Origin of the sequence: Streptomyces sp. CB02959, from assembly GCF_002803155.1 — a bacterium.
GTDB lineage: Bacteria > Actinomycetota > Actinomycetes > Streptomycetales > Streptomycetaceae > Streptomyces.
Genome location: NZ_NNBP01000017.1, coordinates 79,889 through 100,427, shown reverse-complemented (window position 1 = coordinate 100,427; position 20,539 = coordinate 79,889). Strand labels below are relative to the sequence as shown.

At 74.4% G+C, this 20,539-nt stretch carries 19 protein-coding genes; 9 read left to right on the top strand and 10 right to left on the bottom strand.

Annotated features, from left to right (window positions below; all coding sequences use genetic code 11):
- Positions 1-91 precede the first annotated feature (91 nt).
- Positions 92-1,216: a glycerate kinase gene (locus CG747_RS26020; protein ID WP_100604262.1), complete on the bottom strand. Its 1,125-nt coding sequence runs from the start codon at positions 1,214-1,216 to the stop codon at positions 92-94.
- Between the two features lie 195 nt (positions 1,217-1,411).
- Here CG747_RS26020 and CG747_RS26015 point away from each other — a divergent pair, with 195 nt between their 5' ends.
- Complete coding sequence (locus CG747_RS26015; RefSeq protein WP_100604261.1) at positions 1,412-1,909, top strand: NUDIX hydrolase; 498 nt, start codon at positions 1,412-1,414, stop codon at positions 1,907-1,909.
- A 36-nt stretch (positions 1,910-1,945) separates the two neighbouring features.
- A complete protein-coding gene (locus tag CG747_RS26010; RefSeq protein ID WP_100604260.1) occupies positions 1,946-2,773 on the top strand; it encodes a nucleotidyltransferase domain-containing protein in 828 nt (275 codons plus the stop codon).
- Here CG747_RS26010 and CG747_RS26005 read toward each other — a convergent pair.
- Positions 2,763-3,398: an NAD(P)-dependent oxidoreductase gene (locus CG747_RS26005; protein WP_100604259.1), complete on the bottom strand. Its 636-nt coding sequence runs from the start codon at positions 3,396-3,398 to the stop codon at positions 2,763-2,765. The genes CG747_RS26010 and CG747_RS26005 overlap by 11 nt on opposite strands.
- A 109-nt stretch (positions 3,399-3,507) precedes the next feature.
- Between CG747_RS26005 and CG747_RS26000 the strand changes: the two genes are divergently transcribed.
- Positions 3,508-4,167: a TetR/AcrR family transcriptional regulator gene (locus CG747_RS26000; RefSeq protein WP_100604258.1), complete on the top strand. Its 660-nt coding sequence runs from the start codon at positions 3,508-3,510 to the stop codon at positions 4,165-4,167.
- Between the two features lie 30 nt (positions 4,168-4,197).
- Here CG747_RS26000 and CG747_RS25995 read toward each other — a convergent pair whose 3' ends face one another.
- The 6 genes from CG747_RS25995 to CG747_RS25970 all read right to left on the bottom strand — a co-directional run bounded on the left by CG747_RS25995 (position 4,198) and on the right by CG747_RS25970 (position 11,437).
- On the bottom strand, positions 4,198-4,743 hold the full coding sequence (locus CG747_RS25995) for a methylated-DNA--[protein]-cysteine S-methyltransferase (protein WP_100604257.1): 546 nt from the start codon (positions 4,741-4,743) through the stop codon (positions 4,198-4,200).
- An 8-nt stretch (positions 4,744-4,751) separates the two neighbouring features.
- Positions 4,752-6,224 carry a DNA-3-methyladenine glycosylase 2 family protein gene (locus CG747_RS25990; RefSeq protein WP_100604256.1) on the bottom strand — a complete coding sequence of 491 codons (1,473 nt, stop codon included), beginning with the start codon at positions 6,222-6,224 and terminating at the stop codon, positions 4,752-4,754.
- A 108-nt stretch (positions 6,225-6,332) separates the two neighbouring features.
- Entirely contained in the window at positions 6,333-6,863 is a 531-nt protein-coding gene (locus tag CG747_RS25985; protein ID WP_100604255.1) for an O-acetyl-ADP-ribose deacetylase, read from the bottom strand.
- Between the two features lie 127 nt (positions 6,864-6,990).
- On the bottom strand, positions 6,991-8,412 hold the full coding sequence (locus tag CG747_RS25980) for an NAD(P)/FAD-dependent oxidoreductase (protein WP_100604367.1): 1,422 nt from the start codon (positions 8,410-8,412) through the stop codon (positions 6,991-6,993).
- Positions 8,413-8,452: 40 nt separating this feature from the next.
- Positions 8,453-9,382 carry an inositol monophosphatase family protein gene (locus CG747_RS25975; protein ID WP_257980718.1) on the bottom strand — a complete coding sequence of 310 codons (930 nt, stop codon included), beginning with the start codon at positions 9,380-9,382 and terminating at the stop codon, positions 8,453-8,455.
- A gap of 189 nt (positions 9,383-9,571) precedes the next feature.
- Complete coding sequence (locus CG747_RS25970) at positions 9,572-11,437, bottom strand: gamma-glutamyltransferase family protein (protein WP_100604254.1); 1,866 nt, start codon at positions 11,435-11,437, stop codon at positions 9,572-9,574.
- Positions 11,438-11,534: 97 nt separating this feature from the next.
- Between CG747_RS25970 and CG747_RS48225 the strand changes: the two genes are divergently transcribed.
- The 4 genes from CG747_RS48225 to CG747_RS25950 all read left to right on the top strand — a co-directional run bounded on the left by CG747_RS48225 (position 11,535) and on the right by CG747_RS25950 (position 15,711).
- Positions 11,535-12,500, top strand: coding sequence for a hypothetical protein (locus CG747_RS48225; RefSeq protein WP_180985711.1), 966 nt, complete (start codon positions 11,535-11,537; stop codon positions 12,498-12,500).
- Between the two features lie 146 nt (positions 12,501-12,646).
- Entirely contained in the window at positions 12,647-13,393 is a 747-nt protein-coding gene (locus CG747_RS25960; protein WP_100604365.1) for a Sir2 family NAD-dependent protein deacetylase, read from the top strand.
- 178 nt (positions 13,394-13,571) lie between these two features.
- On the top strand, positions 13,572-14,630 hold the full coding sequence (locus tag CG747_RS25955; protein ID WP_100604253.1) for a biotin/lipoate A/B protein ligase family protein: 1,059 nt from the start codon (positions 13,572-13,574) through the stop codon (positions 14,628-14,630).
- Between the two features lie 229 nt (positions 14,631-14,859).
- On the top strand, positions 14,860-15,711 hold the full coding sequence (locus CG747_RS25950; protein ID WP_100604252.1) for an NmrA/HSCARG family protein: 852 nt from the start codon (positions 14,860-14,862) through the stop codon (positions 15,709-15,711).
- Positions 15,712-16,036: 325 nt separating this feature from the next.
- Here the strand turns inward: CG747_RS25950 and CG747_RS25945 are convergent, their stop codons facing one another.
- Positions 16,037-16,615 (bottom strand): Dps family protein, encoded by a 579-nt coding sequence (locus tag CG747_RS25945; protein WP_100604251.1) that lies wholly within the window; start codon positions 16,613-16,615, stop codon positions 16,037-16,039.
- A gap of 238 nt (positions 16,616-16,853) precedes the next feature.
- On the opposite strand from CG747_RS25945, the gene CG747_RS25940 reads away from it, so the two are divergent.
- Together CG747_RS25940 and CG747_RS25935 are read left to right on the top strand one after the other, a co-directional pair.
- On the top strand, positions 16,854-18,221 hold the full coding sequence (locus tag CG747_RS25940) for an NAD(P)/FAD-dependent oxidoreductase (protein WP_100604250.1): 1,368 nt from the start codon (positions 16,854-16,856) through the stop codon (positions 18,219-18,221).
- Between the two features lie 50 nt (positions 18,222-18,271).
- The gene (locus CG747_RS25935) at positions 18,272-19,399 is read left to right on the top strand and encodes a low temperature requirement protein A (RefSeq protein ID WP_100604249.1); all 1,128 of its coding nucleotides are present in this window, start codon (positions 18,272-18,274) and stop codon (positions 19,397-19,399) included.
- 114 nt (positions 19,400-19,513) lie between these two features.
- On the opposite strand, the gene CG747_RS25930 is transcribed toward CG747_RS25935, so the two are convergent.
- Complete coding sequence (locus CG747_RS25930; RefSeq protein ID WP_100604248.1) at positions 19,514-20,497, bottom strand: alpha/beta hydrolase; 984 nt, start codon at positions 20,495-20,497, stop codon at positions 19,514-19,516.
- Between the last annotated feature and the right edge of the window lie 42 nt (positions 20,498-20,539).

Genomic DNA, 20,539 nt, shown 5'->3' with positions numbered 1-20,539 from the left:
GATCCGCTCGGGGCCTCTTCGTATGGATCGGAAGCCTTCGTGGTGGGGCGGACGCCTTCGCACGGAGGGGAAGGCGTCCCGCCGCGACGCGTCAGGCCAGGAAGTCCCGCGCCAGGCTCTCCGCCGCCCGCTCCAGCAGCGGACCGGCCTCGGCCATGGAGCGGGCCGGGTCCGGCTCCAGGTCCGCCAGGGCGTACGCACGCTGGATACCGGCCGCGGTCAGCGCCTCCTGGGGCAGCTGGAGCCGCCCGCAGACCGCGACCACGTCGATGCCCGCCGCCCGCGCCGCCGCGGCGACCCCGGCCGGCGCCTTGCCGTGCAGGGTCTGCTCGTCCAGCGAACCCTCACCGGTGATCACGAACGTGGCCCGGGCCAGCGCCGGCGCGAAGCCCAGCACGTCCAGCATCACGTCGATCCCCGGCCGGAACGCGGCGTCCAACGCGACCAGCGCGCCGTAGCCGATCCCGCCCGCGGCCCCGGCCCCGGGCGCCAGCGCGTGCTCCGCGGCCTTGGGGCCGACGGCACGCTCCAGCACCTCGGCATAGTGCGCCAGGGCGGCATCCAGGGTGGCGACGTCCTGCTCGGTGGCGCCCTTCTGCGGCCCGTAGACCGCCGGGGCGCCCTTGGGGCCGGTCAGCGGGTTGTCGACGTCGCTGGCGAGCACGATCTCCGTGCCGGCCAGCCGCGGGTCGAGCCCCGACAGATCGGCCGTGGCCAGCTCCCGCAGCCCGCCGCCGCCCGGACCGACCGGCGCCCCGTCGGCGTCCAGGAGCCGGGCGCCCAGCGCCGTCAGCATGCCCGCGCCGCCGTCCGTCGTGGCGCTGCCGCCGACCCCGAAGACGATCGAGGTCGCCCCCGCGTCCAGCGCCGCGAGCAGCAGCTCACCGGTGCCGTACGTGGTGGCCGTGAGCGGCGCGAAAACGCCCTTGGGAAGGTGCTGGAGGCCGGATGCCTCGGCCATCTCCACCACCGCCGTCCCGTCCTCGCGCAACGCGAAGGTGGCCGTCACCGGCTCGCCGGTGGGCCCGGTGACCCGCGCCTCGTGCCGGGTGAAACCGGCCGCGAGGGCCGCCGCGGTCGTCCCGTCGCCACCGTCCGCGACCGGCACCGCCGCCACGTCCAGGCCGGGGACCACGCGCCGCAGACCGGCCGTGACGTGCTCGGCGACCTCGACGGCCGTGAGCGAGCCCTTGAACTTGTCCGCGGCGATCAGCACATGTGCTGTGTTTGTCCTTGCTGCGTCCGCCACCGTGTTTCCCCTTGCTTTCGAACTGGCAGTCGCGCCGCTGAGACCATATCCGCCCGACGCCCCCGGCGAACAGAGCGGACCAGGATCACCCGTCCGCCCGCACCCTCTCCCACCTCTGGCCCCTGCTTCTCCTCCCGGCCGGTCGCCCCCTAGGCTCGCGCCGTGACGACCACGGACGACGACTACGCCACCTACATAGCCGGACTGCCCCGCGTACTCGCGGGCGCGGCGGCCATCTTCCGCGACGCCGAAGGCCGCCTCCTGCTCGTGGAGCCCAACTACCGCGACACCTGGGTCCTGCCCGGCGGCACCATCGAGTCGGACACCGGGGAATCCCCACGTCAGGCCGCCCGCCGGGAAACCATCGAGGAGATCGGCCTGGATGTGGAACTGGGCCCGCTGCTCGCCGTCGACTGGGTGCACGGGAAGGCGCGGCCGCCACTGGTGTCCTACCTCTTCGACGGCGGGGTGCTGGACGCGGCACGGTTCGCCGCGATCCGGCTGCAGGAGGAGGAACTGCTGTCCTGGCGCCTGGTCCACTGGGACGAGGCCGAGACGCTGATGGCCGAGGACCTGCGGCTGCGGGTCCGCGGCGCCCTGGACGCCCTGGAACGCGGCCGCGGCCCGGTGGAACTCGAAGACGGCCTGCCGCCGGCCTGACGGCCCCGCGGCCGACCGGTGCCTAGCCTCGTTGCCATGGAAGAGATCGCGGCACGTGTCACGCGGGTGCCGGGAGTCGTCGGGGTCATGCTCGGGGGCAGCCGCGCACGAGGAACCAACCGCCCGGATTCCGACTGGGATCTGGGGATCTACTACCGGGGCGCACCCGATCTGCGCGCCCTGGAGGCACTGGCGGCGGACGTGACCGGCGGCCCCGTCGAGATACACCCGCCGGGCGCCTGGGGGCCCTGGGTCAACGGCGGCGCGTGGCTGGTGCTGCCCGACGGCAGCCAGGTGGACTGGATCTTCCGGGACGTCGACCGGGTGCGGCAGGTGTGGGAGGACTGCCGCGCCGGGCGCTTCGAGACCGGCATGCAGGCCGGGCATCCCCTCGGCTTCTGGTCCCCCGTCTATCCGGGCGAAGTGGCCCTCGGCCGGATCCTGGCCGAGGGCACCGGGGAGCTCGCCCGCCTCAAGGAGGAGACCCGGTCGTACCCGGAGCCCCTGCGCGAGGCACTGACCGGTGCCGCGGTCTGGGACGCGGGGTTCTCGGTGGCCATGGCGGCCAAGTCGTCCGCGTCCGCGGACGTCCTGTACGCCTCCCTGTGCCTCTCCCGGGCCATGGGCGCCCTCGTCCAGGCCCTGCACGCCCACCACCGGGTCTGGTGCCTCAACGAGAAGGGCGCCCTGGCCACCGCCGCCACCCTCCCCCGCACCCCACCGGGCTTCGCCCCGCGCGCCGCCGCCCTCCTCGGCGAACTCGGCGACACCGAAGCCCGGTTGCGCCACTCCATCACCGTGGCCGAGGACCTGGTGACCGAGGTGCGGGAGGTGGTGGGGCGGCCGGCGGGGTTCAGCTGCTGACGCCCACCGCATGGCCGTGGGTGGTGGCGTCGGGGATGAGGTCGAGCATGGCGCGGGCGACGTCGGCGCGCGGGATGGAGCTGCCGGACGGACCGGCTTCGACGGCGTGGCGGTAGCGGCCGGTGCCCGGCTTGTCGAGCAGGCGGGGCGGGCGTACGGAGGTCCAGTCGAGGTCGGTCTCGCGGAGTACGGCCTCCATGCGTTCCAGGTCGGTGTAGAGCTCCTTGAGGATCGCCCAGAGCAAGGGGCCGAAGATCCGGTGGCTGAGGAACGGCTGACCGGCACCGGTGCGGTTGAGCGGGCCCGCGCTGACCACGAGGAGGCGGCGCACGCCGGTCGCCGCCATGGCCTCGGCGACCGCGCGGGCCGAGGTGGAGGCGGGGCGCAGCGGATCGTGGCGGCCGATCTGGCCGATGCCGGAGAGGACCGCGTCGGCGCCCTCGACGGCGGGTTTGACGGAGGCGGCGTCGAGCGCGTCGACGCGGACGACGGTCAGGCGCGGATGGCGTTCGGCCAGCTTCTCCGGGCTGCGCAGTGCGGCGGTCACCTCGTGCCCGTCGGCCAGTGCCTGGCCGACGAGGTGCCGGCCGATGCCGCCCGAGGCTCCGACGACGGTGATTCTCATGGCTCCTCCGGTGGTCTGTCCTGGTCACCCCTGCGGACAGCGGGGTGAGTGAGCACTCACCCACCAGTGTGAGTGAGTGCTCACTCACCTGTCAATGTAGGGTTGTTCCATGAGCCCTGAAGCCGCCGCCCCGCTGTCCGGAGGCGCTCTGACGCGCTCCCGCATCCTGGACGCCGCCGCCGCGCTGATGACGAGCGTGGGGCTGGCGCACACCACGACCAAGCAGATCGCCAAGGAGGCGGGATGCTCCGAGGCGACCCTGTACAAGCACTTCCGGAGCAAGGAAGAGATCTTCGTGCAGGTGCTGCACGAGCGGGTGCCGCAGCTGGCGGACGCGCTGGCGGAGCTGCCGGACCGGGCGGGGGACGAGCGCGGTCCGGCCGGGCATCTCGCGGAGGTGGCGTTGGCGGCGGTGCGCTTCTACCGGCGGTCGTTCCCGATCGCGGCGTCGCTGTTCGCCAGTCCAGAGCTGCTGGCGACACATCGGCGCAAGCTCGACGAGATGGGCGCCATCGGCCCGCACAACGCGGGCCGGCAGCTGGCGGTGTATCTGGAGGCGGAGCAGGGACTGGGCCGGGTCTCGGCCGCGGCGGATCCGCATGCGGCGGCCAATCTGCTGATCGGGGCGTGTTTCCACCGGGCGTTCCTCGACCTGTTCTTCGACGGGGAGGCACCGGCCGGGGTGCTGCGGCCCGAGAGCGAGGAGGAGTTCGCGGCGGAGACGGTACGGGCGCTGTTGGGCGGGCTCACGCCGCCGGGCGAGGGCTGAGCGTCCGGGAAGCCGGGGCGGCGCACCGACTCAGGCATAGGCCTGAGCCGGAAAGAGGCCGTCGGCGGCGCGCTCGAAGGTGAGGAGGCGGCGCTTGCGGTCGAGGCCGCCGCCGTAGCCGGTGAGGCTGCCGTTGGCGCCGACGACGCGGTGGCAGGGGACGATGATGCCGATCGGGTTGCGGCCGTTGGCCAGGCCGACGGCGCGGGAGGCGGCCGGGTTGCCGAGCCGTTCGGCGAGTTGCCCGTAGGAGAGCGTCTCGCCGTACGGGATGGTGCCCAGGGCGGCCCAGACGCGGCGTTGGAACGGGGTTCCGTGCAGGGCGAGCGGCAGGTCGAAGGTGGTCAGTTCGCCCCGGAAGTAGGCGCGGAGTTGGGCGATGGTCCGGGCGAAGGGCGGCTCGGCGGGGTCGGCCGGGGTGCCGAAGGTCTCTTGGGGCGGGCGGTGCCGCTGGTCGGTCATGTAGAGGCCGCTGAGGGCGTCGCCGTCGGCGACGAGGGTGAGGGGGCCCACGGGGGTGTCGTCGAGGACAGTGTGGGTGATGGGGCCGGTGGGGGCCGTGCTGGGTGCGGGCATGGTGGGGCTCAATTCGTGGGGAGGTGGTTGATGGGGTGGTCGTCGGTCGCCCAGAGGTACTGGACGGCGTAGGCGCGCCAGGGGCTCCAGCGGGCGGAGTGCCGGATCAGGGCCGCGGGGGTCGAGGGCATGCCGAGGCCGGCGGCGGCGCGGCGCAGGCCGAGGTCGGTGGGGGTGAAGGCGTCCGGGTCGCCGAGGGCGCGCATGGCGATGCATTCGACGGTCCACGGGCCGATGCCGGGGAGTGCGGCGAGGCGGGCGCGGGCCTCGTCCCGGTCGCTGCCGACGCCGAGTTGGAGTGTGCCGGCGGCCAGCGCGGCGACGACGCCGGTGAGGGTGGCGCGCCGGGTGCGGGGCATGGCGAGGGTTTCCGGGTCGAGTCCGGCGAGGGCGGTGGGCGTCGGGAAGAGGTGGGTGAGGCCGCCGCCGGGGTCGTCGACCGGTACGCCGTGGGCCTGGACCAGACGGCCGGCGTGGGTGCGGGCGGCGGCGGTGGAGACCTGTTGGCCGAGGACGGCGCGGACCGCGAACTCGTCGGCGTCGGCGGTGCGCGGCACCCGGCGGCCGGGTGCCTTGTCGACCAGTGGGGCGAGTTGCGGGTCGGTGCGGAGCAGCCCGTCGACGGCCTCCGGGTCGGCGTCGAGGTCGAGCATCCGGCGGCAGCGGGCGATGGCGCCGGCCAGGTCGCGGAGGTCGGTGAGGGAGAGGCGGCAGTCGATGTGGTCGGGGTGCGGCGCGAGGGCGACGATGCCGTGTCCGTAGGGGAGGTCGAGGGTGCGGCGGTAGGCGCCGTCCCGCCATTCCTCGACGCCGGGGACGCCGGTGGCGGCGAGATGTCCGAAGAGGTTGTCGGGGTTGAGCGGCCGGCGGAACGGGAGCCGCAGGGTGAGGGTGCCGGGGGCCGCGGTGCGGGGGCCGGGGCGGGCGCGGCCGCGGAGTTCGGTCGGCGAGAGGGCGAAGACCTCGCGGACGGTTTCGTTGAAGGCGCGGATGCTGGCGAATCCGGCGGCGAAGGCGATCTCGGCCATGGGGAGTGCGGTGGTCTCGATCAGGAGCCGGGCGGTCTGGGCGCGCTGGGCGCGGGCCAGGGCGAGGGGGCCGGCGCCGAGTTCGGCGCGCAGCTGGCGTTCGATCTGGCGGGGGCTGTAGCCGAGGCGGGCGGCGAGGCCGGGGACGCCTTCGCGGTCGACGATCCCGTCGGCGATCAGGCGCATGGCGCGGGCGACCAGGTCGGCGCGTTCGTCCCACTGCGGGGAGCCGGGGCTGGCGTCCGGGCGGCAGCGTTTGCAGGCCCGGAATCCGGCCTGCTGGGCGGCGGCCGCACTGGGGTAGAACCGCATGTTCTGGGGCTTGGGGGGCACTACCGGGCAGCTGGGCCGGCAGTAGATGCCGGTGGTGAGGACGGCGGTGTAGAACCACCCGTCGAAGCGGGCGTCCTTGGATTGCACGGCGCGCAGACAGCGCTCGGTGTCGGTGTGCATGTCCTCCAGGATTGCTCAGCCGACCGGCGGGGGCTGGCGGAAATCCGACATCAACCTTGGCCCATCAGCACGGACGCCGTTTCCCCGTCGGCCGCTCGCCTTTGGTGGTCACTCCTCGGCCAGGGCGGCCTGATACGCGGCGTGGGAGCGGTCGTCGAAGACCACGAAGCGGATCTCGTCGAAGGCGTCGGGGGCGGCGGCGATCGCGGCGCGGACGGTGGCGACGGCGGTGCGGGCGGCGTCGGCGATCGGCCAGCGGTAGACGCCGGTGGAGATGGCGGGGAAGGCGACGGTGCGGGCGCCGAGTTCGGCGGCGGTCCGGAGCGACTGCGCGTAGCAGGAGGCCAGGAGCTCGCTGCGGTCCTCGGAGGTCGAGTGGACGGGGCCGACGGTGTGGATCACCCAGCGGGCGGGGAGCCGGCCGGCGGTGGTGGCGACGGCCTGGCCGGTGGGCAGGCCGTCGCCGTAGCGGCCGGCGCGCAGGGCGCGGCACTCGGCGAGGATCTCGGGGCCGCCGCGGCGGTGGATGGCGCCGTCCACTCCCCCGCCGCCCAGGAGTGCGGAGTTGGCCGCGTTGACCACGGCGTCGACGGCCTGTTCGGTGATGTCGCCCTGGGTGAGGGTGAGGGTGGTGCTCATGGTGGTGAGCGTAGGGCTGTCCGGCCCTGATCCGCCGGAAGGCCCTGCGGGCCTGTCGTCGTATGCCGTCCGCCGCGCGGCGCCCGGCATGCCCTCCGGGTGAACGACGGGACTTTGCGGACACGACCTAGCGGCGGCCGCTCCGGAGGCGGCGCCAGACCGCCTTGGCGGCGTAGTGGCCGGACATGCCGTGGACGCCGGGGCCGGGTGGGGTGGCCTGGGAGCAGAGGAAGACGGCGGGGTGGGCGGTCTCGTAGGGGACGCGGGTGAGCTTGGGGCGGATGAGCAGGCGGAGGCCGGCGGCGGAGCCGGTGGCGGTGTCGCCGCCGACGTAGTTGGCGTTGCGGGCGGCGAGCTGCGGGGGGCCGGCGACGGCGCGGGCGAGGACCAGGTCGCGGAAGCCGGGGGCGAAGCGCTCGATCTGGCGCTCGACGGCTTCGGTGGCGTCGCCCTCCCAGCCGTTGGGGACGTGGCCGTAGGCCCAGAAGGTGTGCTTGCCCTCGGGGGCTCGGGTGGGGTCGATGAGGCTGGGCTGGGCGGTGATGAGGAAGGGGACGGAGGGGTCGCGGCCCTCGGCGGCGGCGTCCAGGGCGGCGGAGATCTCGCCGCTGGTGGGGCCGATGTGGACGGTGCCGGCGCGCCGGGCTTCCTCGGCCGTCCAGGGGGCGGGGCCGGAGAGCGCGTAGTCGATCTTGAAGACGCTGGGGCCGTAGGTGACGTCCCGGTAGGCGTTGCCGAGGCCGGCGATCCGGGCGAGGGCGGTCGGGGAGGTGTCGAAGACGTAGGCGCGGGCGGGCGGGAGGTCGTCCAGGCGCTTGACCTCGAAGTCGGTGTGCACGGCGCCGCCGTGCGCGCGCAGCAGTCCGGCCAGGGCGTCGGAGATGGCCTGGGAGCCGCCGCGGGGCACCGGCCAGCCGTTGGCGTGCGCGGCGAGGGCGAACATCAGGGCCAGGCCGCTGGTGCCGAAGCCGCGGAGCGGGGCGATGGCGTGGGCGGCGAGGCCGGCCAGCAGGCCGCGGGCCTTCTCGTTCCGGAAGCGGCGGTTGAGGAGGGTGACCGGCTGCATGGCGACCAGGCCGAAGCGGGCGTAGGTGACCGGGTCCTGGGGCAGGCCCAGCCACTGGGTGCGCAGGAAGTCGTGGGCCATGGTGTCCCACTTGCCGGTGAACGGGGCGATGAGCCGGCGGTAGACGCCGGCGTCGTGGGCTCCGAAGGACATGGCGGTCTCGCCGACGGAGCGCGCCAGGACGGCGGCGGTGCCGTCGGGGAAGGGGTGCGCCATCGGAAGGTCGGGGTGGAGCCATTCCAGGCCGTACCGCTCCAGGGGCATGGCGCGGAAGGCCGGGGAGCCCACGGCGAGCGGGTGCACCGCGGAGCAGGGGTCGTGGCGGAAGCCCGGGAGGGTCGATTCCTCGGTGCGGGCTCCGCCGCCGATGGTGTCGCGGGCTTCGAAGAGGGCTACGGACATGCCGCGGCGGGCGAGTTCGACCGCCGCCGTCAGGCCGTTGGGCCCCGCTCCGATCACGACGGCATCGAGCATCGTCGGCACCTGCGCCACTCCCCTCGTGTCCGACCCTCGTCGGTGAGGGTCAGTTGGCGGCAGCCAGCAGTCCGAGGATACGCCGTGCCGTTTCGGCGTCCCGGGCCGCGGTGAAGGGGAGGGCGTTGCCGCCTGTGATGCGGAAGGGCTGCCCGGCGACCGTGCCGCTGGCGCCGCCCGCTTCGTGGACGAGGAGCAGTCCGGCGGCGTGGTCCCAGGAGTTCTCCCAGCTGAACGCCGTGGCGTCGAGCCGGCCGAGGGCTATGTGGAGGTACTCCAGGCCCGCGGAGCCGCAGGGGCGGGGGGCGATGCCGGGGGTCTTGAGGGCGGCCAGGACGCGCTTCTGGTCGTCGGTGGTGAAGTCCGGGTGGGAGGTGGCGACTTCGAGGGTGGCGCCGGGCGCGGGGTGGCCGGCGCGCAGCCGTTCGCCGTTGAGCCAGGCGCCGGCACCGCGGCGGGCCACGGCCATCTGGTCGAGGGCGGGGGCGTACGTCCAGGAGGCGAGGACCTCGCCGCGGTGGGCGAGGGCGACCAGGGTCGCGAAGCCGGGGTCGCCGTGGACGAACTGGCGGGTGCCGTCGACCGGGTCGACGATCCAGACGAGGGCGTCGCCGTGGAGTGCGTCGAGGACCGCGGGGTCGGCGTGCACGGCTTCCTCGCCGACCACCCGGGAGCCCGGCAGCAGGGCGGTGAGGGCGGCGGTGAGGTGCTCCTCGGCGTGCCGGTCGGCGGTGGTGACGAGGTCGTGCGGCCCGTTCTTCTGGACGATGTCGGCGGCGGCGAGCTGCCGGAAGCGGGGCATGATCTCGTCGGCCGCGGCCTGCCGGACGGCGGCCTCGACGGCGGCCGGATCCAGCCCGGAGAGGTCCGGCGCGGCGGGCTCGGCGGCGCGGGGCGCCGCGGCGGCGGGAAGGAGGGTGACGGCGTCGGCGAGATCCGTGGTGTCTCCCTGGTGGTGGGTGTGCAGTGCTTCGATCATGCGTCCATCGAACCACGAGCCACTGACACTCCGGCCGGACTCCGGGTGAACTCCCGGTGCCGCCCGGGCCACGGGCGGGTGCGGCCGGCGCCCCGGCAGGGGCCCCTGCGGGCCCCCGCCGCCGCCCGCCCCGTCGACGTCCTCGCAGGTCAGCGCCCCAAGCCAAGGTCCTGAGGCGGCCGCCCGAGGTCAGCGTCCGACCGCGTACCCCTGCATTCCGCGCGGGTTGGCCGCAGCCGACAGCACTCCGGTGCGGGGGTCGCGGGCCACCGCGCTCAGCCGCCCCTCCGACCAGGCACCGCCCACCGCGACGTCGTGGCCGCGCCGTCGCAGCCCGTCGACGACCGCGTCGCCGATCCGGGATTCGACGGTGACGCTGCCCGGTCGCATCCCGCGCGGGAAGAAGGAGCCGGGGAAGGAGTCCTGGTGCCAGTTCGGGGCGTCGATGGCGCCCTGCAGGTCGAGTCCGCCGCGGACCTGCGGGCGCAGTGCCACCGCCAGGAAGAAGTGCAGCTGCCACTGGTCCTGCTGGTCGCCGCCGGGGGTGCCGAACGCCATGACGGGGACGCCGTCGCGCAGGGCCAGGGAGGGGGTGAGGGTGGTGCGGGGGCGGCGTCCCGGGGCGAGCGAGTTGGGCAGTCCCTCCTCCAGCCAGGTCATCTGAAGCCGGGTGCCGAGCGGGAAGCCGAGACCGGGGACGACCGGGTTGGACTGGAGCCAGCCGCCGGAGGGGGTGGCGGAGACGAAGTTGCCCCAGCGGTCGACGATGTCGATGTGGCAGGTGTCGCCGCGGGTGGTGCCGTCGCTGTCGACCTCGGGGGCGGCGCCGGACGGTCCGCGGCGGCCGGGTGCGGCGGTGCCGGTGCCGCGGGCCACGGTCGGCTCCCCGGCGCCGCTCGCCGAGACGCCCAGCGGGTCGAATCCGCCGGTGCCGGTGGCCACCGCCAGGGCGTGCTTGCTCAGCCGCGGGGTGCGGCCGTCGGGGCTGCCGGGCCGTAGCGCGTACGAGGCGCGGCCGCCCACGAGGGCCCGGCGGGCGGTGTTGTAGTCGTCGCCGAGCAGCGTGGTGAGCGGGACGTCGGCGGCGTCGCCGTACCACGCCTCGCGGTCGGCCATCGCGAGTTTGCTGCCCTCGATGAGCAGATGGACGTAGTCGGGGCTGCCGTGGGCGGGCAACTCCTCGGGCAGGAGCGCGAGTTGCTGGAGAAAGGCGGGGCCCTGGGTCCAGCCGCCGGCCTTGGCGACGGTCCAGCCGTGCCAGTCGTAGGTCACCGGGTCCTCGTAGGTGGCGCTGAAGGCGACCAGGTCGTCGCCGGTGAGGGTGCCGGCGTGCCGTTCGCCGGAGGTGTCCATGGCGGGCCGGGCGGCACAGCGGGCGAGCGCCTCGCCGATGAAGCCCTCGCGCCAGACGCGGCGGGCCGCGTCGATCTGTGCGGCACGGTCGGCGGAGGCGGCTTCGGCCTCGGTGACGAGGCGTCGCCAGGTGGCGGCCAGCGGCGCGTTGGTGAGGAGTTCGCCGGGGCGGACGGCGCGGCCGCCGCGGAGGTAGAGCTCGGCGGAGGAGGTCCACTCGGTCTCGAAGAGGGTGCGGACGGTCGCCACCGTCTCCCCGATCCGTTCGACGGCGGGGTGGCCGTGCTCGGCATACCCGATGGCGTAACGGAGCACGTTGGACAGGGACTTGGTGCCGTGGTCGCGCAGCAGCAGCATCCAGGCGTCGAAGGCGCCGGGGACGGCGGCGGCCAGCGGTCCGGTGCCGGGCACCAGGTCGAGGCCGAGGGAGGTGTAGTGGGCCACGCTCGCCCCGGCGGGGGCCGGGCCCTGCCCGCACAGCACCCGCACCGGTCCGTCCGCCGGGGCCAGGATGACGGGCACCTCGCCGGCCGGCCCGTTGAGGTGCGGTTCGACGACGTGCAGCACGAATCCGGCGGCGACGGCGGCGTCGAAGGCGTTGCCGCCGTCCTCCAGGACGGCCATCGCGGACTGGGACGCCAGCCAGTGGGTGGTGGCGGCCATGCCGAAGGTGCCTTGGAGGGTGGGGCGGGTGGTGAACACGGGGGCTCCTCGTCGTCGGGGGTCGTCGGGGGTCGTCGCGCGTCTTCGTGATCGTTCCGACTCGTTGTGGTGTACCCGTCACCCGTACCCTCCCCTCATGCTCCGGGATCTCACCTCACTCCCCCGCGCCGTCCGTGGGGTCCGCTGGGACGGGCTGGCGCTGGCCGTGGACGGCCCGGACCGGCCGCCGCTGCGCTGGGAGACCGCCGAGGGCCGGCGACTGCTGCTGCGGCAGGGCGGACGGACCGTGCTGCTGGCACGCCAACGGGTGACGCACCACGGGGTGCACTACGCCCGGACCGGCCGGTACGCCTCCCCGCTGCCCCCGCTGCGGGCCGCCACCGCCCGGGCCCGGCGGGCGGCGGCCGGGGACGACGAGGACGCCTGGGCGGCCCGCTGGGCGCACCACTTCGCCGCGGCGCTACGGGCGAGCCCGGTCGGGCCGCTGCACGAGGGTGACTGGCGGCTGTCGCCCGGAATGGGGCCGCGGGCGGTGGACGCCTACTGGGCGACGCTCGCGCGGCACGACCCGGACCGCGGTCACCTCACCTGGTTCGGTTACGGCGATCCGGCGGAGGACCAGCGGGACGTCCTGCCGCTGCGCCCGCTCGCCGCACCGGACGCGGCGCGGGTGAAGGCGTACCGGCGCCAGTTCCGCGAGGGGATGCTGCCGCCCGTGCTGCTGTGGGCGGTCAGCGGCCTGAACGCCCACGTGGTGCTCGACGGGCACGACCGGCTGGCGGCGGCGCTCGCCGAGGGCGGCCGCCCCCGCATCCTGCGCCTGGGCCGGGCCCCGGCGGGCGGACCGGTCCCCCCGGGCGGCCCGCACCTACTGCGCGCCTACGAGGAGCGGGCGGCCTGCCTGGAGCGGGCGCGGACGGCCGGCGACCCCCTGGCGCCGACGCGGATCGCCACGGCGGGCCGGCGGCTGGACGCGGAACTGCGCGCCCTGTCCGACGGTTTCGGCCTGACCCGCGGCTGGCCGCTGCCCGGCGGCGCGCCCGCCTGGGAGGCGGCGGCCCGCCGCCACGCCCCCGGTTGGCACCCGGACGCCACCCGCTGACACGGCGACCGCCGCACGCGCCGCGGCACCCGCTCCCGACCGGCCCTACCGGCCCGACCGGCCCCTGGACGGCCCACCGCGCGGGGCCTCGGCACGGACCGCGCAACCCGGTCGCCGTCCCCCGCGCCGTTCCGTACGCTCGCCCCATGAGCAGCACCGACGACCGGGCCGCGCACCGCCCCCTGGTGGCGATCCTGAGCGGCGCCGGGATCTCCACCGACTCCGGGATCCCCGACTACCGCGGACCGAACGGGCTGTGGCGGCGCGACCCGGAGGCCGAGAAGCTGGTCACCTTCGACACGTACATGGCGGATCCGGAGATCCGGCGGCGGTCGTGGCGGATGCGCCAGGAGAGCCCGGCGTTCCGCGCCCGACCGAACGCCGCGCACGAGGCGGTGGCCCGGCTGGAGCGGTCCGGGACCCCGGTGCGGGTGATCACCCAGAACGTGGACGGGCTGCACCAACTCGCCGGGATGCCGGCGCGCAAGGTGCTGGAACTCCACGGCACCGCCCGGGAGGTGGCGTGCACCCGCTGCCACGCCCGGTCCTCGATGGCGCAGGCGCTGGAGCGGGTGGCGGCGGGCGAGCCCGATCCGGCCTGCCTGGTCTGCGGCGGGATCCTGAAGTCGGCGACGGTGATGTTCGGGGAGCGGCTGGATCCGCGGGTGCTCGGCGAGGCGCTGGGGGTGGCGAAGGCCGCCGAGCTGTTCTTCGCGGTGGGTACCACGCTCCAGGTGCAGCCGGCCGCCTCCCTCGCCGGGGTGGCGGTGGAGCACGGGGCGCGCCTGGTGATCGTCAATGCCGAGCCGACGCCGTACGACGCGCTGGCCTCCGAGGTGGTGCGCGAGCCGATCGGGACGGCGCTGCCCCGGCTGCTGGACGCGCTCGGCTGAGGCCGGGCGGCTGCGGGGCCGGGCGGTTCCGGCCCGGTGCCCACCGGTTTGCGCCCGGATCGCCTCCTTTTCGTCGGGAATGCTGCCGCCCGCGTTACGGTTGACGCCGCTGCCGGCCGCGCGCCGTGCGGGGGAACGGCAGTCGGTTGCGGGAAGGACGGAGAGAGCCGTGCAGGGGATGCACCACGGTGAGTACAAGGTGCCGGGCGGCAAGTTGGTGGTCGTCGACCTCGATGTGGTGGACGGGGCGCTGAGCGGCGTCCGGGTGGCCGGGGACTTCTTCCTGGAGCCGGACGAGGCGCTGGACGCCATCAACGGTGCGCTGGAGGGCGCCCCCGCGGACACCGACGCCCGGGGCCTGGCCGCCCGGATCGACGCGGCGCTGCCCGCCGGTGCGGTGCTGTTCGGGTTCAGCAGCGAGGCGGTGGGCATCGCGGTGCGCCGGGCGGTGGCGGAGGCCCGGGAGTGGACCGACTTCGACTGGCAGATCATCCACGAGGGGCCGCAGTCGCCGGCCCTGCACATGGCGTTGGACGAGGTGCTGACCGCCGAGGTCGCCGCGGGACGGCGGCCGCCGACGCTGCGGGTGTGGGAGTGGGACCGCCCGGCGGTGATCATCGGCAGCTTCCAGTCGCTGCGCAACGAGGTCGACCCGGAGGGCGCCGCGCGGCACGGGGTCACGGTCGTCCGCCGGATCTCGGGCGGCGGCGCGATGTTCGTGGAGCCGGGCAACACCATCACCTACTCGCTCTGCGTGCCCAACTCCCTGGTCCAGGGCCTGAGTTTCGCGGAGAGCTACGCCTATCTGGACGACTGGGTGCTGGGCGCGCTCGGCGACATGGGCATTAAGGCGTGGTACAAGCCGCTGAACGACATCGCGACGGAGGCCGGGAAGATCGCCGGTGCGGCGCAGAAGCGCATGGCGGCGGGCGGCGGCGCGGTGCTGCACCACGTGACGATGTCCTACGACATCGACGCGGACAAGATGGTGCAGGTGCTGCGGATCGGCCGGGAGAAGCTGTCGGACAAGGGCACCACCAGCGCGAAGAAGCGGGTGGATCCGCTGCGGCGGCAGACCGGTCTGCCGCGGGCGGAGGTCATCGCGCGGATGATCGCGTCGTTCCGGGCCCGGTACGGCGGTGCGATGGGCGGGGTGTCGGCGCAGGAGCTGGCGCGGGCGGAGGAGTTGGCCGCCGGGAAGTTCAGCTCTCAGGAGTGGCTGACCCGGGTGCCGTAGGGCCCCTCGGCCCGTTCCCGACCGGGCGCGTCGGATCACCCTCCGTGAGGTGGCGGCCGACCGGGCACTCCGAGCACAGAGCCGTGCACCGGGAGGCAATCCGCCGAGCGATCAGGTGCCTACGATCGGGGCGCCGCGTGGCAGGGCTTGCCGTCCGCGGCGGATGGCTACGGTGGGGCCGGTGCGTTGATCCGCTGCCGCGCCTGCCCACAGGGAAGGAAGTTCTTCGATGATCAATGAGCCGATCCTGGTGCTTGCGGCAACCGGCGGGCAGGGCGGAGCCGTGACCGACGCGCTGCTGGGCCGCGGGGCCCGGCTCCGGGCCCTGGTGCGCGACCCCCAGCGGAGGGGCGCAACGGAACTGGCCGACAAGGGCGTCGAAGTGGTGGCGGGGTCCCTGAGCGATCGCGAGTCGCTCGCCGCGGCGATGAGAGGCGTGGCGGGCGTCTTCGCGTTCACCACTCCCTTCGAGGCGGGCCTGGACGCGGAGGTGGCGCAGGGGCAGGCGATCCTGGCTGCCGCCGAGCAGGAGCGCGTGCCCCATCTGGTGTTCAGCTCGGTGGCCGGGGCCGACCGGCAGAGCGGGGTACCGCACTTCGACAGCAAGGCACGCGTCGAAGCCGAGCTGGCCGCCGGGAACGTGCCCTACACGATCCTGGGGCCGACGTATTTCTTCGACAACGCCCTGGGCGGCGCGGAGCGCATCCGCGGCGGCGTTCTCGATCTGCCGCTGCCGTCCGACCGGCCGCTGCAGCAGTTGGCGCGCCCCGACCTCGGCGCCTTCGCGGCGGAAGTGCTGCTCGATCCCGCCCCCTACGTAGGGCAGCGGATCGAACTGGCCGGCGACGCGCCCACTCCCGCGCAGATGGCGGCCACGCTCGGCGCGGCGCTGGGCCGGGAGGTCCGCCATGAGCAGATGCCGCTGACGTCGATCGGCAACCCGGACATGCATGCGATGTGGACGTTCCTGAACGGCCCCGGCTATCGCGTCGACATTCCCGCACTGCACGCCGCCCATCCGAAGATCCCCTGGACCAGCTTCGCCGACTGGGCGCACGGCGCGTTCGCGGCGGCCGGCTGACGAAAGCCACGGTCCGCGGGCGCCATGGCGGCGGCCGCGGTTCCGGGCCCGTGGGCGGCCGGAGGCGGTCTCCGGCGACGGCCTGCCCGGGGCCCACCCGGCGAGCGCCCACCGCGCCGGGCCGCGCCGCTTCGCCCAACTCCCCCGACCGTACGGCGAACCGGCGCCGTGACCGGCTTGCCCGCGAGGGCACCCGGGTTGATCAGATCGAAGAAGTCGAAGAAGGAGGTCGCCTGCGACGGCGACGGCCGGCGCAGGCAACTCGACGACCTTCACTTCCACCGTGTGGCCTTGAGCCGCGACGGACCCGGGCCGCGGTCCTTCCTCAGGCGCGGACCAGCGGCGTGTCGACCAGATGCTCGGCCAGGAACCACGCCTGCCGTTCGCCGGTCCGGATCACCTGGGAGACCAGCAGGTCGATGGTGCCGTCGTCACCGTACTCGGCGGTCCGGGCGGCGGCGTCGTGGGCGTCGATGAGGATGGTCTCGTGGGCCTCCAGCAGCCGGGACAGCATGGCCGGCACCTCTTCCACCCCGTCCGGGGGCCGCGGGATCGACGTGATCTCGGCGGCGTGCCGGGGGTCTCCCACCGCGACGCCGCCCAGGGACTGGACGCGTTCGGCGAGAGTGTCGATGATGTCGAGCTGTTCGCCCGCGTGCTTGTCCAGGACCAGGTGCAGCTGGTAGAAGGTCGCCCCGCGCATCAGCCAGTGGTGCTTCTTGTAGAGGCCGTAGAGCATCTGGGTGTCCGCGAGGGCCTTGTTCAGACGCTGGCAGGAGTACATCCGCGCGTCGTAGGACAGGGCGACCGGGAACTGCTTGACGGTCCCGAACTCCTGGATCACCGCGCCCTTCTGGTGCAGCCAGGGCTGACTGCCGTGTGTGGCCGGGGAGTTGATGGTCATGGTGCATCTCCTGTGGTGCCGTGCTGTGGGTACTCCGGTGACGCTAGGTGCCCGGTCGGCGGGTGTCTTGACCGGCAGTGCATGCGGTGGCCCCCGCCAGCGCACTGCGCCCGGCCCCCGTCCTCGGCGTTCGCTCTCGGGCAAGCCTCTGTGCGCGGGCGGACTCGGGGCGCCGCCGGGCCGCTCTAGCGTCGGCGGGGCAGTCCATGCCCGGAGAACGGGCGGAACGAGGAGAGGCATGAGCGCGAACGAGCAGGCAGATGTGGTGGTGCTCGGGCTGGGGCCGGGCGGCGAGTACGTCGCCGGCACGCTGGCCGAAGCGGGGCTGGACGTGGTGGGGGTCGAGGCGGAACTCGTCGGCGGCGAGTGTCCGTACTGGGCATGCGTGCCCAGCAAGATGATGATCCGGGCCGGGAACCTGCTCGCCGAGGCGGGCCGGGTCTCCGCCCTCGCCGGTGCGGCGGTGGTGACGCCGGACTGGGCCAGGGTCGCCGGACGGATCCGCGACGAGGCCACCGCCGACTGGAACGACCAGGTGGCCGCGGACCGCTTCACGGCGAAGGGCGGGCGGCTCGTCCGGGGGACGGGGCGCCTCGCCGGGCCGCGCCGGGTGACGGTCGGCGACCGTACGTTCGAGGCCCGGCGCGGTGTCGTGCTGGCCACCGGTACCCGGCCCCGGATCCCACCGGTGCCGGGTCTGGAAGGAACGCCGTACTGGACCAACCGGGACGCCATGGCCGCGAAGGAGCTGCCGGCGTCCATGGTGGTGCTCGGCGGAGGCGCCATCGGCGTCGAACTCGCCCAGGTCTTCGCCCGCTTCCGGTGCGCGGTCACGGTGATCGAGGGGCAGGACCGGCTGCTTGCGCAGGAGGAGCCCGAAGCGGGGGAGCTCGCCGCGGACGCGCTGCGCGCCGACGGCGTCACCGTCCTCACCGGCACGCGGGTGCGGCAGGTCGACCGTGTCGGCAACGCATTCACCGTGCGCCTTGAGGGCAGTGGGCAACTGCTGAGTGCCGAACGGCTGCTGGTCGCCACCGGACGACAGGCCGACCTGACCCCGCTGGCGGTCGACACCGTGGGGCTCGATCCGGCAGCGGGAGCCGTTGCCACGGACGGGCAGATGCGGGCCGGGGAGGGGCTGTGGGCGGTCGGCGACATCGCCGGCCGGGGCTCGTTCACCCATGTGTCGATGTACCAGGCGGAGATCGCGGTCCGGGACATCCTCGGGCAGGCCGGTCCCGACGCCGACTACCGGGCGCTGCCCCGGGTCACCTTCACCGATCCGGAGATCGGGGCCGTGGGGCTGACGGAGCGGCAGGCGCGCGAGCAGGGCCTGCGCGTGCGCACCAGCGTGGTGGCCCTCGCTTCCTCCACGCGCGGCTGGATCCACGGGCCGGGCAACGAGGGGTTCATCAAGCTCGTCGAAGATGCCGACCGGGGCGTGCTGATCGGTGCGACCTCGGCGGGTCCGGCGGGCGGTGAGGTGCTGCACGGGCTGAACGTGGCCGTCCATGCCGAGGTGCCCGTCGACCGCCTTCGGCACATGATCTACACCTATCCCACCTTCCACCGGACCATCGAGACGGCCCTGGGAGCCCTCCACTGAACCGCGCCCCGACCCTGCAGGCGGACCCGGGTGCCCGGCGGCGGCGCACCATGGTGGGCCGCAACCCCGGCGAGCCGAACCGGACCGCCACCTCGCTGGAGCTCTTCTTCGACCTGTGCTTCGTCGTCGCGGTGGCGCAGGCGTCCACGAGTCTGCGCGGGGCGCTGACGGAGGGGGACTATGCCGGCGGTGCGCTGCGCTTCGGGCTGGTCTTCTTCACCATCTGGTGGGCGTGGATGAACTTCACCTGGTTCGCCTCCGCCTACGACCCGGACGACGTCACGTACCGGCTGACGGTGCTGGTGCAGATCACGGGCTCGCTCGTGCTGGCCGCCGGCGTGCGCCGCGCGTTCGAGCACGGGGATCTGCACATCATCACGCTCGGGTACGTCGTACTGCGGACCACGTTGGCCGCGCTGTGGGTGCGTGCGGCGCTGTCCGATCCCGCCCGGCGGAGGACCACGTTGCGCTTCGCCGCCGGGGTGATGGTGTGTCAGCTCGGCTGGGTGGGGTTGCTCCTTGTCCCGGAACCGGTGCGGCTGCCGGGCATCGTGGTGATGATCGTGGCCGAGGTGTCCGTGCCCGTGTGGGCGCAGTCCGCCGGGATGACGCCCTGGCATCCGCGCCACATCGCCGAGCGCTACGAACTGTTCACCCTGATAGTCCTCGGCGAGTGCGTCGCGGCCGCCACCGTCGCCGTCCGCGGCGCCTTCGACCGGCATCAGGGCACCGGTGCGCTGTACGCGCTGGCGGCGGGCGGCCTGCTGGTGGCCTTCGCCATGTGGTGGCTGTACTTCGCCAGGCCCGCGCACACGCTGCTCGCCACGACGCACCAGGCGCATCGCAGGAGGTTCCTCTGGGCCTACGGCCACTACCTGGTCTTCGCCTCGGCGACCGCGGAGGGCGCCGGCCTGGCCGCGTACGCCGATCACGTCACGCGCCACACCCAGGGTTCGTCGGTCGCCGCCGGCGCCGCGGTCACCGTTCCGGCGGCCGTCTTCCTGATCACGGTCTGGGTCGTGCACCTGCGGCCGCACCAGAGGAGCCGGGCCGAGCGGATTCCGTTCCCCGTCGCCGCGGTCGGTGTCCTGGCGGCCGCCTGGTCCCCGGCACCGGTGCTGCTCGCCGGTGTGCTGCTGGCGGGCCTGGTCGCGGTGGTGGCGATGCCGCGTCGGTGACCGGGGCGCGCGGCCGGGTCCGGCCCTGGGCCCGGGCGAACGCGCCGCGCGGACGGACACCGTGCGAGGTGTCCGTCCGCGCGGGCGCCGCGGAGGTGGGCGCCAAGCGGGGTGTCAGCCCGCGTGGAGCGCCGTGCGCAGGACGCCGGTGGCCAGCGTGATGGCGGCCTCGGCGGCGTGGGTCTCGCGCAGCGCGTTGAGCATCACGAAGTCGTGGATGATGCCCTGGAAGCGCACGGCGGTGACCGGGACGCCGGCCTTGCGCAGCTTGTTGGCGTACGCCTCGCCCTCGTCGCGGAGCACGTCGGCCTCGCCGGTGATGACCAGAGCCGGGGGCAGGCCGGTGAGCTGCTCGGTGGTGGCGCGCAGCGGGGAGGCGGTGATCTGGGCGCGCTCGGCCTCGTCGGTCGTGTACTGGTCCCAGAACCACTGCATGCCGTCGCGGCGCAGGAAGTAGCCGGTGGCGAACTGGTGGTAGGAGCCGGTGTCGAAGTTCGCGTCGGTCACCGGGTAGAACAGCACCTGCTGCACCAGCGGGATCCCACCGCGCTCCTTGGCCATCAGGGTGAGGGCGGCGGTCATGTTGCCGCCGACGGAGTCGCCGGCGACGGCCAGCCGGGAGCCGTCGAGGCCCTTGGACGCGCCCTGCTCCACGACCCACCGCGCGACGGTGTAGTTCTGCTCGATGGCGACCGGGTAGCGGGCCTCGGGGGACAGGTCGTACTCGGGGAACACCACGGCGGCGCCCGCGCCGACGGCGAGTTCGCGCACCAGGCGGTCGTGGGTGTGGGCGTTGCCGAACACCCAGCCCGCGCCGTGGATGTAGAGGATCACCGGCAGGGTCCCCCCGGCGCCGGCGGGCCTGACGATGCGGGCGCGGACACTGCCCGTCGGGCCGCCCTGGACGGTGATCCACTCCTCGTCGACCAACGGCTTCTCGATCTCGCCGGACTGCACCTCGTCGACCGCCTTGCGGCCCTCGGCCGGGGGCAGGTCGAAGAGGTAGGGCGGGTTGGCCGTGGCCTCGGCGAACGCGGCCGCGGCCGGTTCCAGGACCGGCTGGGCCGGGACGACGGCGTCGGAGCCGGAGTCGGACATGGGGAACTCCCTAGTGGGTGTAGGGGCGCCGGTCTCACCGGC

What these genes read in the sequence shown, in the direction of transcription:
- CG747_RS26010 (WP_100604260.1), top strand. Translation starts at nt 1,946, where the DNA reads ATGGAAGAGATCGCGGCACGTGTCACGCGGGTGCCGGGAGTCGTCGGG.
- CG747_RS26005 (WP_100604259.1), bottom strand. Translation starts at nt 3,398, where the DNA reads ATGAGAATCACCGTCGTCGGAGCCTCGGGCGGCATCGGCCGGCACCTC.
- CG747_RS26000 (WP_100604258.1), top strand. Translation starts at nt 3,508, where the DNA reads ATGAGCCCTGAAGCCGCCGCCCCGCTGTCCGGAGGCGCTCTGACGCGC.
- CG747_RS25995 (WP_100604257.1), bottom strand. Translation starts at nt 4,743, where the DNA reads ATGCCCGCACCCAGCACGGCCCCCACCGGCCCCATCACCCACACTGTC.
- CG747_RS25990 (WP_100604256.1), bottom strand. Translation starts at nt 6,224, where the DNA reads ATGCACACCGACACCGAGCGCTGTCTGCGCGCCGTGCAATCCAAGGAC.
- CG747_RS25985 (WP_100604255.1), bottom strand. Translation starts at nt 6,863, where the DNA reads ATGAGCACCACCCTCACCCTCACCCAGGGCGACATCACCGAACAGGCC.
- CG747_RS25975 (WP_257980718.1), bottom strand. Translation starts at nt 9,382, where the DNA reads ATGATCGAAGCACTGCACACCCACCACCAGGGAGACACCACGGATCTC.
- CG747_RS48225 (WP_180985711.1), top strand. Translation starts at nt 11,535, where the DNA reads ATGCTCCGGGATCTCACCTCACTCCCCCGCGCCGTCCGTGGGGTCCGC.
- CG747_RS25960 (WP_100604365.1), top strand. Translation starts at nt 12,647, where the DNA reads ATGAGCAGCACCGACGACCGGGCCGCGCACCGCCCCCTGGTGGCGATC.
- CG747_RS25955 (WP_100604253.1), top strand. Translation starts at nt 13,572, where the DNA reads ATGCACCACGGTGAGTACAAGGTGCCGGGCGGCAAGTTGGTGGTCGTC.
- CG747_RS25950 (WP_100604252.1), top strand. Translation starts at nt 14,860, where the DNA reads ATGATCAATGAGCCGATCCTGGTGCTTGCGGCAACCGGCGGGCAGGGC.
- CG747_RS25945 (WP_100604251.1), bottom strand. Translation starts at nt 16,615, where the DNA reads ATGACCATCAACTCCCCGGCCACACACGGCAGTCAGCCCTGGCTGCAC.
- CG747_RS25940 (WP_100604250.1), top strand. Translation starts at nt 16,854, where the DNA reads ATGAGCGCGAACGAGCAGGCAGATGTGGTGGTGCTCGGGCTGGGGCCG.
- CG747_RS25935 (WP_100604249.1), top strand. Translation starts at nt 18,272, where the DNA reads ATGGTGGGCCGCAACCCCGGCGAGCCGAACCGGACCGCCACCTCGCTG.
- CG747_RS25930 (WP_100604248.1), bottom strand. Translation starts at nt 20,497, where the DNA reads ATGTCCGACTCCGGCTCCGACGCCGTCGTCCCGGCCCAGCCGGTCCTG.